At 62.4% G+C, this 13971-nt stretch carries 13 protein-coding genes and 2 pseudogenes; 8 read left to right on the top strand and 7 right to left on the bottom strand.

The genetic code is table 11. The features are described from left to right. Positions 1 to 26: 26 nt before the first annotated feature. From tnpC to BZF57_RS19775, 6 genes and pseudogenes are all read right to left on the bottom strand, one after another. Positions 27 to 1565, bottom strand: coding sequence for an IS66 family transposase (gene tnpC / locus BZF57_RS19800; protein ID WP_086740929.1), 1539 nt, complete (start codon positions 1563 to 1565; stop codon positions 27 to 29). 61 nt (positions 1566 to 1626) lie between these two features. Then, positions 1627 to 1974: an IS66 family insertion sequence element accessory protein TnpB gene (tnpB, locus tag BZF57_RS19795; RefSeq protein ID WP_039335306.1), complete on the bottom strand. Its 348-nt coding sequence runs from the start codon at positions 1972 to 1974 to the stop codon at positions 1627 to 1629. Further along, positions 1971 to 2402 (bottom strand): IS66-like element accessory protein TnpA, encoded by a 432-nt coding sequence (gene tnpA / locus BZF57_RS19790; RefSeq protein ID WP_240506056.1) that lies wholly within the window; start codon positions 2400 to 2402, stop codon positions 1971 to 1973. Before tnpA ends, tnpB begins: the two co-directional genes overlap by 4 nt. Positions 2403 to 2479: 77 nt before the next feature. Next, a pseudogene (locus BZF57_RS19785) lies at positions 2480 to 2974 on the bottom strand (cation efflux transmembrane domain-containing protein); the annotation flags it as partial. A gap of 218 nt (positions 2975 to 3192) precedes the next feature. After that, positions 3193 to 3363, bottom strand: a pseudogene (locus tag BZF57_RS19780) (efflux RND transporter permease subunit); the annotation flags it as partial. Between the two features lie 154 nt (positions 3364 to 3517). Further along, positions 3518 to 3913 (bottom strand): MerR family transcriptional regulator, encoded by a 396-nt coding sequence (locus BZF57_RS19775; protein ID WP_086741021.1) that lies wholly within the window; start codon positions 3911 to 3913, stop codon positions 3518 to 3520. 83 nt (positions 3914 to 3996) lie between these two features. On the opposite strand from BZF57_RS19775, the gene BZF57_RS19770 reads away from it, so the two are divergent. The 8 genes from BZF57_RS19770 (at position 3997) to BZF57_RS21170 (ending at position 12464) form a co-directional block, all read left to right on the top strand. Beyond that, complete coding sequence (locus tag BZF57_RS19770; protein ID WP_086741019.1) at positions 3997 to 4638, top strand: cation efflux transmembrane domain-containing protein; 642 nt, start codon at positions 3997 to 3999, stop codon at positions 4636 to 4638. Then, a complete protein-coding gene (locus BZF57_RS19765) occupies positions 4638 to 5213 on the top strand; it encodes a methyltransferase family protein (RefSeq protein WP_086741017.1) in 576 nt (191 codons plus the stop codon). The genes BZF57_RS19770 and BZF57_RS19765 overlap by 1 nt, the downstream gene beginning before the upstream one ends. Further along, positions 5210 to 5563: a DUF3703 domain-containing protein gene (locus BZF57_RS19760; protein ID WP_086741015.1), complete on the top strand. Its 354-nt coding sequence runs from the start codon at positions 5210 to 5212 to the stop codon at positions 5561 to 5563. The genes BZF57_RS19765 and BZF57_RS19760 overlap by 4 nt, the downstream gene beginning before the upstream one ends. 163 nt (positions 5564 to 5726) lie before the next feature. Next, positions 5727 to 5894, top strand: coding sequence for a hypothetical protein (locus BZF57_RS21175; RefSeq protein ID WP_156076277.1), 168 nt, complete (start codon positions 5727 to 5729; stop codon positions 5892 to 5894). 129 nt (positions 5895 to 6023) lie between these two features. Beyond that, positions 6024 to 7253, top strand: coding sequence for a TolC family protein (locus BZF57_RS19755; protein ID WP_086741012.1), 1230 nt, complete (start codon positions 6024 to 6026; stop codon positions 7251 to 7253). A gap of 2 nt (positions 7254 to 7255) precedes the next feature. Next, positions 7256 to 8476: an efflux RND transporter periplasmic adaptor subunit gene (locus tag BZF57_RS19750; RefSeq protein ID WP_086741010.1), complete on the top strand. Its 1221-nt coding sequence runs from the start codon at positions 7256 to 7258 to the stop codon at positions 8474 to 8476. A gap of 11 nt (positions 8477 to 8487) precedes the next feature. After that, the gene (locus BZF57_RS19745) at positions 8488 to 11730 is read left to right on the top strand and encodes an efflux RND transporter permease subunit (protein ID WP_086741007.1); all 3243 of its coding nucleotides are present in this window, start codon (positions 8488 to 8490) and stop codon (positions 11728 to 11730) included. A 584-nt stretch (positions 11731 to 12314) separates the two neighbouring features. Next, positions 12315 to 12464, top strand: coding sequence for a hypothetical protein (locus BZF57_RS21170; RefSeq protein ID WP_156076275.1), 150 nt, complete (start codon positions 12315 to 12317; stop codon positions 12462 to 12464). 135 nt (positions 12465 to 12599) lie between these two features. On the opposite strand, the gene BZF57_RS19740 is transcribed toward BZF57_RS21170, so the two are convergent. Further along, positions 12600 to 13811, bottom strand: a complete 1212-nt coding sequence (locus BZF57_RS19740; protein WP_011950834.1) for an IS256 family transposase — start codon at positions 13809 to 13811, stop codon at positions 12600 to 12602. Positions 13812 to 13971: the final 160 nt, after the last annotated feature.

The raw sequence follows: 13971 nt of genomic DNA, 5'->3' as shown, positions 1-13971 counted from the left end.
CGTAAGCGTGGCCTGAAGGCCGCCGGTTAGGCGGCCTCTGCGATCAGCGGCTGCTGGCTGGAAGTCCAGTGCCAGGGCATGAGCTCGTCCCAGCGAGCGGCTGGCCATCCGCCCGCAATCTTTGCGATGACATCGGCGATATAGGCCTGCGGCTCGATGCCATTGAGCTTTGCCGTCTCGATGACCGAGTAGATGGCGGCGGCGCGTTCACCGCCAGCCTTCGATCCTGCGAATAGCCAATTCTTGCGGCCGATCGCGACGCTGCGCATCGCGCGTTCGGCGACGTTATTGTCGATCTCGGCCAGGCCGTCATCGAGGTAGCGCGTGAGCGCAATCCAGCGCTTGCGACCATAGGCGAGCGCCTTGGCCATCGCCGACTTGGGCGACAGGCGGCGCAAGGCATCGTCGATGGCCGCGCGCAGATCGTCGACCAGTGGCCTGGCTTTTTCCTGCCGCCGTTGCCGACGCATATCGGGCGGTTGTCCCCGCACCTCGTCCTCAAGCCGGTAGAGCGCCGCGATCCGCTCAAGCAGATCGGTGGTCAGCGGTGTCGGACTGGTCTGGTGGTTCTCGAATATCTTGCGCCGGAAGTGCGCCCAGCATGCCACTTCCTTGATCCGGTTGCCGGCATAGAGCTTCTCGTAACCGGCATAGCCATCGGCCTGGAGGAGACCCGCGAAGGCCTTCAGTTCGGTTTGCGGATGGATACCGCTACGGTCGGGCGTGAACTTGTACCACACCAGCGCCGGAGCGGTTGATCCGCTGGCCCGATTATCGACGACATAGGTCCATAGCCGTCCCTGTGCGGTCTTGCCCTTGCCGGGCACCAGCATCGGCACGGGCGTATCGTCGCTGTGGATCTTGGCGGCCTTGAGGCCTTCCTCGCGGATCCGGGAAACGATCGGATCGAGTAAATGCGCGGCTTGTCCTGCCCACCCGGCCAGTGTCGAGCGGTCGATATCGAGGCCTTGCGCCGCCATCATCTCGGCTTGCCGGTAGAGTGGCAGGTGGTGATCGAACTTGGACACGACCACATGGGCAAGCGTGGCGAAGCTGGCCTTGCCGCGGGCGATGGCCTTCACTGGCGCCGGCGCCTGCACGATCTTCTCGCAGGAGCGGCAGCTGTACTTGGGACGGATGGTGCGGATGACGCGCCATTGCACGGGCAAGACGTCGAGCATCTCGTCGCTGTCTTCACCCAGCGGGCGCAGGGTACCGCCACAATCCGGGCAATTGCAGTGGCCCGCCTCAGGTTCGATGCGCTGCTCGGCGCGCGGAAGATGGGGCGGAAGGCTACGGACCGGCGGCGGTCGTTCGGGTCTATCGGCGGATGCCTCTTTGCGGGCATCGGCGACAGCGGCTTCACCTTCCAGCTCCTCGAGTGCAAGTTCAAGCTGCTCGATCTGGGCCGACAGCTTCTCCGACGACTGCCCGAACGTCATGCGGCGCAACTGCGCCAACTGGAAACGCAGCGTGTCGATCAGCGTGTCACGAGCGGCCAAGGCTGCTTCCAGCTCGGCGATCCTGGCATCTTTATCCAGGTTGGAAGTGGCTGCGTCCGACACCGTGACCCACTAGCAAAGTGGGTCATTCCGCACCAGAAAAACCACGCAAATCTGCGACTTTTTATCCCGCCAACAGCGGCACGGCAGTGCGTTCGGGCCGGCGCCAGTCAATACCTTCGAGCAGCATGGAAAGCTGCGCCGACGTGAGATTGACCTTGCCTGTCTTCGTGACCGGCCAGACAAATTTACCGCGGTCCATGCGCTTGGAAAACAGGCACATGCCCTGACCATCGAACCAGAGCAGCTTGATCAGATCGCCACGCTTGCCACGGAAGGCAAATAGCGCGCCGCTATGCGGTGACTGTTCCAGCACTTGCTGGACCAGCACGGCAAGCCCGTCAAAGCCCTTCCTCATGTCCGTCGCCCCGCAGGCGAGATAAACCCGCGTCGAGGGTGGCAGGGGGATCATCGGCCAAGCACAGCGATCACCCGGGCCAGGGCGTCGGCATCGACCATTGCGTCCACGGTCAGGCGGACACCCTTCGGCAGTTCGATGCTGATCTGGCCGCAGCGCGGTGGGACCGGCAGCGCAACATCGCGGACGACCGGATCTGCGATCTCAACCTCCGAGAATGCCGGCAACGATGGTGGCCGAACCCCAGCAAGTTCTCCCGACATAGCCTGGCGGCGCCACGTGTAGATCGCCCCGCTGCCGACCTCGTGCCGGTCGCACGCTGCGCGGACCGAACCCTCCGGCCCAAACGCATCTCGCAGAATCGCCAGCTTTTGCTCCACCGTCCAGCGACGCCGGCCGGATACCCGACCAACAACCTCAATCTGAGTAGTCATACGACCTCTCGTATGACTACTCGCTCGTTCGTCTTCGAAATCATCCATCGTCGGCGCCCCAAAAAAGGAGCGGCTATCAGCCCATCAATCCCGCACAGTGCAAGGCGGCCTACAGCCCACGGTTACCCGGATACCGTCACGATGATGGCGGCGACGATGATGCCGCCGTTGGAGATGTAATCGTTGAAGCTGAAGGTGGTCGCCGCGCGAAGATTGACGTCCTTCTCGTTCATTTCATTGAGTAGCTTCAAGCAGATCAGGTTCACGACAGCCGCCACCGCTGCCATTGCCATCATCATGATGCCAGTTGGCTCCGATCCTTCAACAAAGCGCCGAATGGCATCGGCGATGACGCCGCCTGCGAAAATGAGCAGCATAATACCGGAAAAGCGTGCCGCGCCGCGCTTCCAAGTTCGCGAACGGGACAGGGCCAGCAGGCTCAGCGCATAGACCGCCGCGTCCGATGAGTTATCCAGCCCGTTAGCGAGCAGAGCATTTGAATCGCCCGCGATGCCGGTAATGAAGAAGCCTACAGCGATGGCGACGTTAAGCCACAGCACGATCCACAAGGTGCGCCGCTTTTCGGCTGTGTCGAGATTAAGGTCGCCTTCGCCGCTCATCTCATTATATCGTTTGTCCACCAATTTTCCTGCCTATACCAGACGGCATGGCCGCAAGTACGATCGTCAAGTGCTGAAGCTTTCCACATTGCGTTGGCACCCAAAATCACCTGGTTAAGCTCGCCAAGACCTACCTGTTCATCCTGGGTAGCGTCACGGCGCAGGCCGTCGCGCCAGTTCTACTTCCGGCTTCGCCTCGCGTCAGAAACGCCCAGCACAAGTCTGGCAACCGCCGGAAGAACGAAAAGGGGAAGAATGGTTGCGGGGATGAAGCCGCCTATGACCACAGTTGCCAGCGCCCGTGGCACTTCGGCCCCTTTCCCGGTCGCGACCGCCATCGGCACGAAGCCAAGCAATGCCACCAGCGCAGTCATGAGCGCCGGACGGATAGGATGGCGACTTCGATAGCCTCGGAAGTAGATACCAGAACGTCGCGACGGAATGCGCGGCTAGGCGCTCCAAGCCTTGTGTGTCGCTTCGCATCCAAATCATGCGGAGCACTGAAATCAGAGGCACCGATGATCAGGTAATTGATCAAGCTTGCTAATTTCCGCGCGGGGCCAAGGTTTCGATGATCTTGCATTCGGCCACCGTCCCGTGACGGCAGGATCCGATGATCCGATCAAGCTCCCCACGAAGCGCGGTCAGATCGGTAACCTTGCGGTCGATTTCGGCAAGGTGGACGCGCGCAATCCCATCAACCGCATCGCAGGATTGGGCCTTGTCGTCCGACAGCGTGAGCAGCTCGCGGACCGCTTCGAGCGTAAAACCGAGATCGCGGGCGCGACGGATGAACGACAGGCGCGCAAGATGATCATTCCCATAGGCGCGGTAATTGGCACTTGTCCGTGAGGGCGGCGGCAGCAGCCCGATCTTTTCATAATAGCGCACCGTCTCGACCTTCGTCGCAGTGGCGCTCGCAAGTTCGCCAATCTTCATTGCCACACCTCCGCTCTTGACCCTGTAGTTGCTACAGAGTGTAGATAGACTGCCGACTCGCAGATTGTCGAGAAGGCAGGACGATGGCTGATGATTGCTGCAAGGCCGCGTGCGGAACGGCGGCCACGTTGAATGACCCGCGCTGGCGAAGGGCTTTGTGGATCGCGCTCGGCGTGAACGCCGGCATGTTCGCGGTGGAAATGGGAGCAGGGGCCGCTGCTGACAGCCGCGCGTTACAGGCTGATGCACTCGATTTTCTAAGCGATGCCGCCAACTACGCGATCAGCCTGCTTGTCGCCGGAATGGCGTTGACATGGCGCGCGCGGGCGGCGCTGGCCAAGGGGGTCACCCTCATCGGACTGGGCGGTTGGGTCACGATCACCGCGGTTCTGGCGGCGCTTGAGGGCGCTGCACCCGAACCTGAACTGATGGGAGTCATCGGACTGCTCGGGCTCGCAGCCAATGCTGGCGTCGCCATCATGCTCTACAGCTTTCGTACTGGCGATGCGAACATGCGCTCGGTGTGGATTTGCTCGCGCAACGACGCCATCGGCAACGTTGCCGTGATGCTTGCTGCCATCGGTGTATTCGGAACTGGCAGTGTATGGCCTGACCTGATCGTCGCCTCCGCAATGGCGTGGTTGGCGTTAACTGGGGGCATGCAGATTCTTCGACAGGCGATGAGCGAATTGAAGTCTGCGCCTGCTTGGCAGGAACAGGCCTGATGGAATTTCTTCAAATAGTACCTTTCGTTGCGATGGTCGCGATAATCACTGCGACAATCGTTCGCGGTGTCGCCATCCGGCGACGTACTGGCGACCACGCATTCGCCTTTCTGTCGGCGAAAGGGGCTCAGCGAGCTTCGGGACTTGCATTCGCGGTCAGTGGTGCGGCCCTGATTATTGCAAGTGGCATCGGCGCACGAGCTGGGCCCCGCGACTTGTCATGGTTGGCGGCTATACTTGCCACTTTAGGTGGTGGCGCCGTGATCGTGGCGCAAATCCAGATGGGCCGCGCATGGCGTATCGGCGTTCGTCAGGGAGATGCACCGGAGTTCGTGTCCCACGGGCTCTTCCGATACAGTAGGAACCCGATCTTCCTTGCGATGATGCTCGTCGGGTTCTCGGCCGCGATGGTGTCTGCATTTTGGTGGGCCTGGGTGTCATGGGCGACGTTTGTCGTCGCCTGCATCGCCCAAGTCAGGATCGAGGAAGCCCATCTTTCAGCAAGTTTTGGTGCCCAATACCACGAGTTCAAAGCGCGTGTACCGCGTTGGCTTGGTAAGGGAGGAGCGGAATGAAGTTCGCTGCAATGAGGCTCATTGAGCAGGAGATGACAGCTTATCGCTTGGCGCGCAGCCGTGGCGAGTACGATATGGCATGGTGCCACCTCGAGCGGGCGCACATCCTGTCCCAGCCCTACCTAAGGCAGCATCTGGCCAATCACCGCGCAATGCTGGCCTTTGCCTTCCGGCAACGCGATTGGAGCGAAGCACTTGGCCAGATCTTCCGACTCATTCTGGCGCCGATCGGCGCGCTGACGGGAAAGTTGCCGATCGGAAATACCGGGCGGTCGACTGTGAGCGCCTTTCAGCCAATGCCAATTCCGCCTGATCTTCTGGAGCTCTTGCAAGACGGGATGGGCGAATGACCTTAAGCGTTCAAGATTGCTGTTTCCGGTCGGAACGAGTAGGTCATTAGCGTGCGGGCTATGTTCCTCCTGTTATGGCTGACTATCGGCCTTGCCTTTGGCGGCGTTGAATCGCCGGCTGCAGCGCATGGTACGAGCGGATACGACAGCGTCATGATGCTGGATGCTCATGCTGATCATGCAGACAGAGACGGGCACGGGAACGGTTCCAGCGATGACGGCGGCCCATGTCATGGGCTGGTTCATCATCATTGCAGCATCGGACTTGCCAGCGAAGGGGCAAGTGATTTCGGTCTGCCACTGGGCGGCAATACCTCGCATTCAGCCTTGAGCGCCGCCGTTCTCAGCTCGTTCGCTCAAGCGCCTCCCCTTCAACCACCGTCAGCCTGAACCCAGTCGCCCAGTGCACTCGGGCCATTGCGCCCGTGTGCCGTTTGCACCTGTGTTCAGGAGTTTTTCGATGCGAATGTCCTTGCGCGCCGCCCTTATGGCTGCGGCGCTGGCTACCGCCCATCCGGCGTTGGCTGAACCTATTACGCTTGGCAGCGCGCTCGAGCGCGCGCTTGCCAACTCCCCTAGAATAGCTGCGGCTCAAGCGCGTGTCGCTGCCGCAGAGGGCCGAGCACGGCAGGCGGGGGTGGCGCCCAATCCGGAGGTCAGTCTTGAGGTCGAGGACTTTGCCGGCAACGGCCCTTTTCGGTCCTTCGATAGTGCGCAGACAACGCTGGCGCTGAGCCAACGGCTTGAAGTTGGCGGTCAGCGCAGTGCGCGGCGGGCGGTTGCAGCGGGCGAGCGCGATGTTGCCGCTCTGTCATTGCTCCGCGAGCGGGTAGATTTGCGCCGTGAGGTAGAAGTGGCGTTCGCCGAGCTGTCTGCGGCGACCGACCGGGCGACGCTCGCGCGCGACAATGCAGTGCAGGCAGCCTCGCTGGCTAACACAGCCCGGATACTGGTTGAAGCGGGTCGCGATCCACCGCTCAGGCAATTGCGAGCCGAGGCCGCTCTTGCGGACGCTCGGGCGGCCGAACTGGAAGCCTTCAGTGCGATGCTGGCGGCGCGGCGCATCCTCGCGACGCTGATTGCGTCGGACGATGCGGAGTTGACTCCTTCGCAGGGCACCGAGACAGGTGCGGCCGCCGAGCCGATGGGCCGCAACGAGCCTGGCTTTGCGAGTATCGACGAACGGCTCGCCGATGCCGAGCAGCGTGTAGCGGCGGCACGAATTGCACTGGCCCAGTCTGCGGCTACCCCCGATGTTACCGTGAGCGGAGGGCTACGCCGGTTCAGTGATGGTCGCGATACGGCCTTTGTCGTTGGCGTGTCGATCCCCATTCCGATCCGCGATCGCAATCGCGGCGGCATTGAAGCTGCCCGTGCCGATGCGACCGCTGCGGAGTTTGAACTGGAGCGAGTGCGCGCCGATGCGCGTAGGGATCGGGCACAGGCCCGCATGCTCGTGGAAGCGGCTGACGCCCGGCTTGAGGCCCTTGAAGGACCGGGTCTTGCCCAGGCCGAGGAAGCGCTTCGGCTCGCGCAGATTGGCTACAGCGCGGGGCGCTTTTCACTGCTCGAACTGCTCGATGCTCAGACAGCGCTCACTTCGGCCCGGCGGGCCATAATCGACGCTCGCCTGGATCGTGCGCGCGCACTTGCCGCGCTCAACCGCGCCTTTGCGCGCGAGGAGATTTAACCATGGCCTACAAACTCGATCAGAGGACGATGACACTTCTCGCAGGCGCTGCGGTGATTGCGCTGGCTGGTGGCGGCGCTGGGTATCTCTTGAGGGGTGATACCGCACAGACTGGGCATGCCACGCACGCTGAAGAGGAAGAAAGCGGTGGAGACGCCGATGAAGCGACTGTTTCAGCCGGAGCCTCGGAGGGAACAATTGCGGTCAGTGATGCGCAGATACAAGCAGCGGGGATTGCTGTTGCCGTAGTACAGGAGGGCCTTGCCGGCGGCGAGGTGACGGCAGCGGGCGTTCTGGTTCCGCCCACCCAATCGGTTGGGCATGTCACGGCACGGACCTCCGGTGTTGTGGTGCGCATCCTGCGTCAGCTTGGCGACCGGGTTGGTGTCGGGGATCCTCTTGCAGTGATCGACAGCCGTGAAGTGGCTGAAGCACAAGGTGCCGCAGCGCGCGCACGCCGCGCGGCCGAAGCCGCGCGCACTGTACTTGTCCGGGAGGAAAGTCTGTTCCGCCAGCGTGTGACTGCCCGGCAGGACTATGAAGCCGCGCAGGCGGCCTATGACGCTGCGCGCATCGAAGCGCAGCAGGCCGATCAGGCATTGCGAGCATTGGGCGCCGGCAGTGGCGGCGGGACGACGCGCCTCATGACGCTGCGCTCGCCGGTTGCAGGCGAGGTAACGTCGGTAACGGTGACCCCGGGCGAATATGTTCCGCCGGAGCGCGAGCTGTTTCAGGTCGCCGATCCACGGACGGTATGGGCAGAGCTGATGATCCCAGCGCGCGACATCCAGCGGGTTGTGATCGGTCAGACCATCACGCTTTCCGTCCAGGGGAGCGATCATCCCCATACCGGTCGCATACGGTTCCTGTCGCCTGCCGTCGATCCGGCGACCGGCGCGGCCAAGGCGATCGCGACTATCGACAACACCGACGGTGACTTGCGCGTCGGACAGAATGTCAGCGCGAGGGTTGCTACTCCGGGCGTTGACGGCGCGCGCGTACCAGTCGTGCCGCGCAGCGCGATCCAGGAGACCGAGGGGCGCAGTGTCGTGTTCGTGCGGACCCAGCGCGGGTTTGTCATGCGTCCGGTGACGATCGGGTTAGGTAGCGATGCAGCGGTTCCGGTCCTTTCCGGCCTGCGCGTCGGCGAGCGCGTTGCAACCGTCAATGCCTTCGTCCTCAAAGCGGAACTCGGCAAGGCCGAGGCCGAACATGATCACTGAGAGGACGGACGATGCTTGAGAAAATTCTGGCCTTCGCCGTCGAGCGAAGAGTGCTGGTGGTCATGCTGACCATCTTCGCAGCAATCTACGGGGCGACCCAGCTGGCAAATTTGCCGGTCGATGCCGTGCCCGACATCACCAACCGGCAGGTGCAGATCAATGCCGTCGCGCCCTCGCTGGGACCGACGGAGATGGAACGACAGGTCAGCTATCCGATCGAGACGGCAATGGCGGGCATGCCTGGCCTGGTCGAGACGCGGTCGATTTCCCGCAATGGCTTTGCTCAGGTCACGGTGATCTTCACTGACGATACCGATCTCTACTTCGCCCGCCAGCAGGTGGGTGAGCGCTTGACGCAGGCAGCGGGGACACTTCCGCCCGGGGTTGACCCACAAATCGGACCTGTGTCGACCGGCCTTGGCGAAGTGCTGATGTGGACGGTCGACTTTGAGCATCCCGACGGGCGCGGGGCTCCGCGCGCGCGGGCCGGGCAGCCGGGCTGGCAAACTGACGGCAGCTATCTGACACCTGAGGGACAGCGGTTGACGACGCCGGAGGAGCGGCTGACGTACCTGCGCACCGTACAGGACTGGATCATTCGCCCGCAGATGCGCCAGGTTTCCAATGTGGCGGGTGTCGACGCGATCGGCGGCTTCGTAAAGCAATATGAAGTCGCACCCGATACGGTGCGTTTGGCCGCCGCCGGTCTGTCGATGGCCGATCTGGTCGAGGCGCTCGAACGCGGCAATGTGTCGAGCGGTGCGGGCGTGGTCGAGCGCAGCGGTGAAGGGCTGGTGGTGCGGGCCGATGCCCGGGTGTCACGCGGGTCGGAAATTGCCAATATCGTGATTACCCAGCGTGGCGGGGCGCCGGTGCGGGTCATCGATGTAGCGACCATTTCATCGGGCCGCGAAGTCCGTACAGGTGCAGCCAGTGTCAATGGTCATGGCGCTGTGGTCGGCACCGCCCTGATGCTTGCAGGAGGCAACAGCCGCACGGTGGCAGCTGAATCCGCCGAGAAGCTCGAAGAGATCGGCGCGGCCCTCCCGCCCGGCATTGTCGTGACGCCGGTGCTCGATCGTTCGGTGCTGGTGGATGCGACGATCAGCACGGTGGCCAAGAACCTGACTGAAGGCGCGCTCCTCGTCATTGTCGTCCTGTTTCTGCTGCTCGGCAATTTCCGGGCGGCCATCATCACCGCGCTAGTGATCCCGCTGTCGATGCTGCTGGCGGCGATTGGGATGGTCAAAGGGGGTGTTTCAGGCAATCTGATGAGCCTTGGCGCGCTCGATTTCGGGCTGATCGTCGATGGCGCGGTGATCATCGTCGAAAACTGCCTGCGCCGTCTGGCTGAGCGCCATCATCACGAAGGCAGGTTGCTCAGCTTGCAGGAGCGGCTGCACGAAGTGATGGTTGCAGCGCGCGAGATGATCCGTCCGTCGGTGTTCGGTCAGGCCATCATTATTCTGGTTTATCTGCCGCTGCTCGCGTTCGACGGGGTGGAAGGCAAGATGTTTGCGCCGATGGCGATCACCGTGATGCTGGCGCTCGCCGCAGCGTTCATCCTGTCGCTGACCTTCGTACCAGCTATGGTGGCGCTGCTCGTGACCGGCAAGGTCGAGGAGAAGGAGCCGCGTGTGCTGGCGGCAACGCGGAGCCGCTATGAGCCTTTGCTCGACAAAGCGCTCGCCCGGCCATGGGTGGCCATCGGCTCGGGAACGGCGATTTTCCTTGTCGCGCTCTTGGCCTTCACCAGCCTTGGGAGGGAGTTCATTCCGCAGCTCGACGAGAAGAATTTCGCGCTTCATGCGATGCGGATCCCGTCCACGAGTGTCGAGCAATCGGCCTCAATGCAGTTGCAGGTCGAGGGGGTGATTGCTGGCTTTCCGGAGGTCGCGACGGTCTTCTCGAAGACAGGCACAGCGGAAGTTGCGACTGACCCGATGCCCGGCAATGTGTCCGACACCTTCGTGATCTTGCGCCCACGTGAGGAGTGGGCCGATCCGTCAGAAACGAAGGCTGCTCTGATTGCCCGAGTGGAAGCCCGCCTGAACACGCTGCTCGGCAACAATTACGAGTTCAGCCAACCAATCCAGATGCGGTTCAACGAGCTGATTTCGGGCGTGCGATCAGATGTGGCGGTCAAAGTCTATGGCGATGATTTCGAGACATTGCATGCTACGGCGCAGCGGGTTGCAGCCGCGCTGCGTGCAGTCGATGGTGCTTCGGATGTCAAAGTCGAGCAGACCGAAGGACTGCCGGCGCTGGTGATCGATTTCGACCGGGCGGCGATTGCTGCCTATGGTCTGTCGGTCGGCGATGTGACCGACGTGGTACAGATCGCGCTCGGCGGCCGCGAAGCCGGGCTCGTCTTTGAAGGCGATCGGCGGTTTGATGTCGTGGTGCGCCTGCCCGAAGGGCAGCGACGTGATCTCGACGCATTGGCCGCGCTGCCGGTTGCGCTGCCGACTGCGGAGGGAACGACGCGCTCGGTACAACTCGGTCAACTCGTCCGGTTCAAAGTCGAAAATGGCCCCAATCAGGTGAGTCGCGAAAACGGCAAGCGGCGGGTTGTGGTTCAGGCCAATGTGCGCGGGCGAGACCTCGGATCCTTTGTCGCCGATGCGCAGCAGGCGGTCGCGCGCGATGTCCAGATTCCCGCCGGCCTCTGGATCGACTGGGGCGGACAGTTCGAGAATCTCGAGCGCGCGCAAAGCCGTCTCAGCATCGTGGTACCCCTCGTCTTCGCGGCTATCTTTGCGTTGCTGTACGCAGCGCTGGGATCGGCGAGCCGGGCGGCGATGGTCTTCTCGGCCGTGCCGCTGGCGCTGAGCGGCGGGGTGCTATTGCTGTGGCTGCGTGGCATGCCCTTTTCGGTCTCCGCAGCGGTTGGCTTCATTGCGCTGTCTGGCGTGGCGGTGCTCAACGGGCTGGTTATGATGTCGAGCATCCTGGCGCTGCGTCACAACGGCAAGGGCGTGCTGGAGTCGGTGCGCGAAGGCGCGCTGATGCGCCTGCGGCCCGTGCTGATGACGGCATTGGTGGCCAGTCTCGGCTTCGTACCGATGGCTCTGGCAAGCGGCACAGGGGCGGAAGTGCAGCGACCGATCGCGACGGTGGTAATCGGCGGATTGATTTCGGCGACCCTGTTGACCTTGGTCGTCTTGCCCGCGCTCGCCCGGCTTGTGCTCGACCGGGAAGCAAGACGCTTTCCTGACGATGAGCCGCAGGCATTATCCCCCGCAATCGCATGAGATGAGGATCAGATGCATTGGAAGATAGGACTAGCGAGAAAGGCGATGAACCACAGCGATAAGCGATTTGCGTCGCAATCTTGCGAACGGTGTTTGATCACGCAGGATGCAGGCTGATGGGGGCGAGCCATGATCATGGCGCCGGCAGGCGAGATGCGAGTGCGCAGGAGCATTGCCTAGCTGATTGTAACTAAGTCTTTGATCAACCCGAACCCAGCAGTATGGTCCATCCAGTGACACAGCGCCTCTTTCTCTACCTCGCGGCATTTCTGGTCGCGCTGCTGCCCGTCGAGGCAACGTATGCAGCGAACGGTTGTACCCCCATGGCAGAGATGAGCGCAGACGCAGGCGGCTGCGATGATTGCATGGATGATGAGCGTCAGCAGTGTCAGAGTTACTGTCTCGCCTTTTGCCAGACGCTGCCAGCAGCGCGATTTTCGTCACTAGAAGCCCGCGATCTTTCGTCGCTCACCTTTCTCCTGCTTATCGCCAATTCTCCGCCCTCGCCAAACGCAGGGCCGGAACCGCCTCCTCCCCGAATTCGCCGCTGATCCAGTCAATTCAACATCAACGGAGATACCATCATGAAAAAGTACATTATCGCTGCAGCCGTGCTGCTCGGATCCAGCTCTGCAGCATTTGCCGCTGCGCCGGATCAGGTTGCATCCCTCGCCATGTCCTGCTGCGACCTCGTGCTCGCTTGCTGCGATGCGGCCATGAGCTGCTGTCCGTAAGGGAATAACCAGAGCAAAAAGGGCGGGCGTCCGGTTACTAACCGGGCGCCCGCTTTCTTGTGTATGGTGGGGGCATTATCCCGGTCGCGTCCGTCAATGTGGTGTAGAATTGGGTGTGGCCAGCGGGCTGCATTTTCAGGCGGCCTTGGGTGTAATCTGTAGCGGCTGTGCCTCCTCGATCATTGGTGTAGCAAGGGCGGCCATGCCCTCGATCTGCATGTAGCGGTGCTGGAGCTGGTATTCGTCATTCTGCTCCAGCAGGACGGCGCCGACGAGGCGGATGATGCTATCCTCGTTCGGGAAGATGCCGACGACATCGGCGCGGCGCTTCACTTCCTTGTTCAGGCGTTCCAGTGGATTGGTGGAATGTAATTTGACGCGGTGCTGCTCGGGGAAGGTCATGTAGGCCAGCACGTCGTGCTCGGCATCGTCCATGCAGGCGCCGAGCTTTGGCCAGCGGGTACGCAACTGGTCGGCGACCTGGCGCCAGACCTGTGTCGCGGCGGCATGGTCGGGCTGGAGGAAGACCTGGCGGATGGCAGCGGCGACGACGGTGTTCTGGCCCTTGGGCACGTAGGCCAGGGCATTGCGCATGAAGTGGACGCGGCACCGCTGCCAGGTGGCGCTGAGCACGCGAGTGATCGCTGCCTTGAGGCCCTCGTGGGCATCGGAGATGACCAGCTTCACGCCGGTCAGTCCGCGGCGTGCGAGGTCCTTGAGGAAGCTCGACCAGAATGGCTCGGCTTCGGAGGGTCCAATGTGAAGGCCAACGATTTCGCGCTTGCCCTCGGTGTTGACGGCAACGGCTATTATCGCGGCGACACTGACGATCCGCCCGCCCTCGCGCACCTTGAGGTAGGTAGCATCGAGCCAGAGGTAGGGCCAGTCGCCGGTGAGCGGCCGCTTAAGGAAGGCATGGACACGTTCGTCGATATCCTTGCACAGCTTGGACACCGAGGATTTGGAGATGCCGGTCATGCCCATGGCCTGCACCAGCTCGTCGACACGCCGGGTGCTGACGCCGGCGATCCACGCCTCCTGGATCACCGCGACCAGCGCCTTCTCGACGGTCTTCCTGGGTTCCAGGAAGCCAGGGAAGTAGGCGCCGGTCCGTAGCTTGGGAATCCTCAGGTTGAGCGTGCCGAGCCGGGTATCGAGGCTGCGGTCGCGGTAGCCGTTCCGCCAGGTCGTCCGGTCGCCGGAGCGCTCGTGTCGGCTAGCGCCGACCAGGCCATCGACGTCGGCCTCCATGATGATCTGTAATACGCTCTCGGCGATCGTGCGCAGGAAATCTCCATCTCCAGTCTTCGCCATCAGCTCGGCAAGCGGTAGTCTGTCGTCGGTCATCGGGATCAACTCCTCGGTGGGCGTGTGAAGTGTGGTAACTCCACCTTACCGATGAGCCCGGTGGCCACCGAGATCGAAATCGCATGGGGTGGGGCATGCCCCACCCCATGCGATCATCTCAATCTACACCAGAAATTACACCACGAGCGCGGACGCTAAC

Origin of the sequence: Erythrobacter colymbi (assembly GCF_002155685.1) — a bacterium.
Lineage (GTDB): Bacteria > Pseudomonadota > Alphaproteobacteria > Sphingomonadales > Sphingomonadaceae > Erythrobacter > Erythrobacter colymbi.
Note: the sequence above shows the minus strand (reverse complement) of the source record. Positions and strands in the feature narration are given on the sequence as shown.

Bases quoted from the DNA above. Each gene is read 5' to 3' on its own strand.
- tnpB (WP_039335306.1), bottom strand. From the start codon at position 1,974: ATGATCCCCCTGCCACCCTCGACGCGGGTTTATCTCGCCTGCGGGGCG.
- tnpA (WP_240506056.1), bottom strand. From the start codon at position 2,402: ATGGATGATTTCGAAGACGAACGAGCGAGTAGTCATACGAGAGGTCGT.
- BZF57_RS19775 (WP_086741021.1), bottom strand. From the start codon at position 3,913: ATGAAGATTGGCGAACTTGCGAGCGCCACTGCGACGAAGGTCGAGACG.
- BZF57_RS19770 (WP_086741019.1), top strand. From the start codon at position 3,997: ATGGCTGATGATTGCTGCAAGGCCGCGTGCGGAACGGCGGCCACGTTG.
- BZF57_RS19765 (WP_086741017.1), top strand. From the start codon at position 4,638: ATGGAATTTCTTCAAATAGTACCTTTCGTTGCGATGGTCGCGATAATC.
- BZF57_RS19760 (WP_086741015.1), top strand. From the start codon at position 5,210: ATGAAGTTCGCTGCAATGAGGCTCATTGAGCAGGAGATGACAGCTTAT.
- BZF57_RS21175 (WP_156076277.1), top strand. From the start codon at position 5,727: ATGCTCATGCTGATCATGCAGACAGAGACGGGCACGGGAACGGTTCCA.
- BZF57_RS19755 (WP_086741012.1), top strand. From the start codon at position 6,024: ATGCGAATGTCCTTGCGCGCCGCCCTTATGGCTGCGGCGCTGGCTACC.
- BZF57_RS19750 (WP_086741010.1), top strand. From the start codon at position 7,256: ATGGCCTACAAACTCGATCAGAGGACGATGACACTTCTCGCAGGCGCT.
- BZF57_RS19745 (WP_086741007.1), top strand. From the start codon at position 8,488: ATGCTTGAGAAAATTCTGGCCTTCGCCGTCGAGCGAAGAGTGCTGGTG.
- BZF57_RS21170 (WP_156076275.1), top strand. From the start codon at position 12,315: ATGAAAAAGTACATTATCGCTGCAGCCGTGCTGCTCGGATCCAGCTCT.
- BZF57_RS19740 (WP_011950834.1), bottom strand. From the start codon at position 13,811: ATGACCGACGACAGACTACCGCTTGCCGAGCTGATGGCGAAGACTGGA.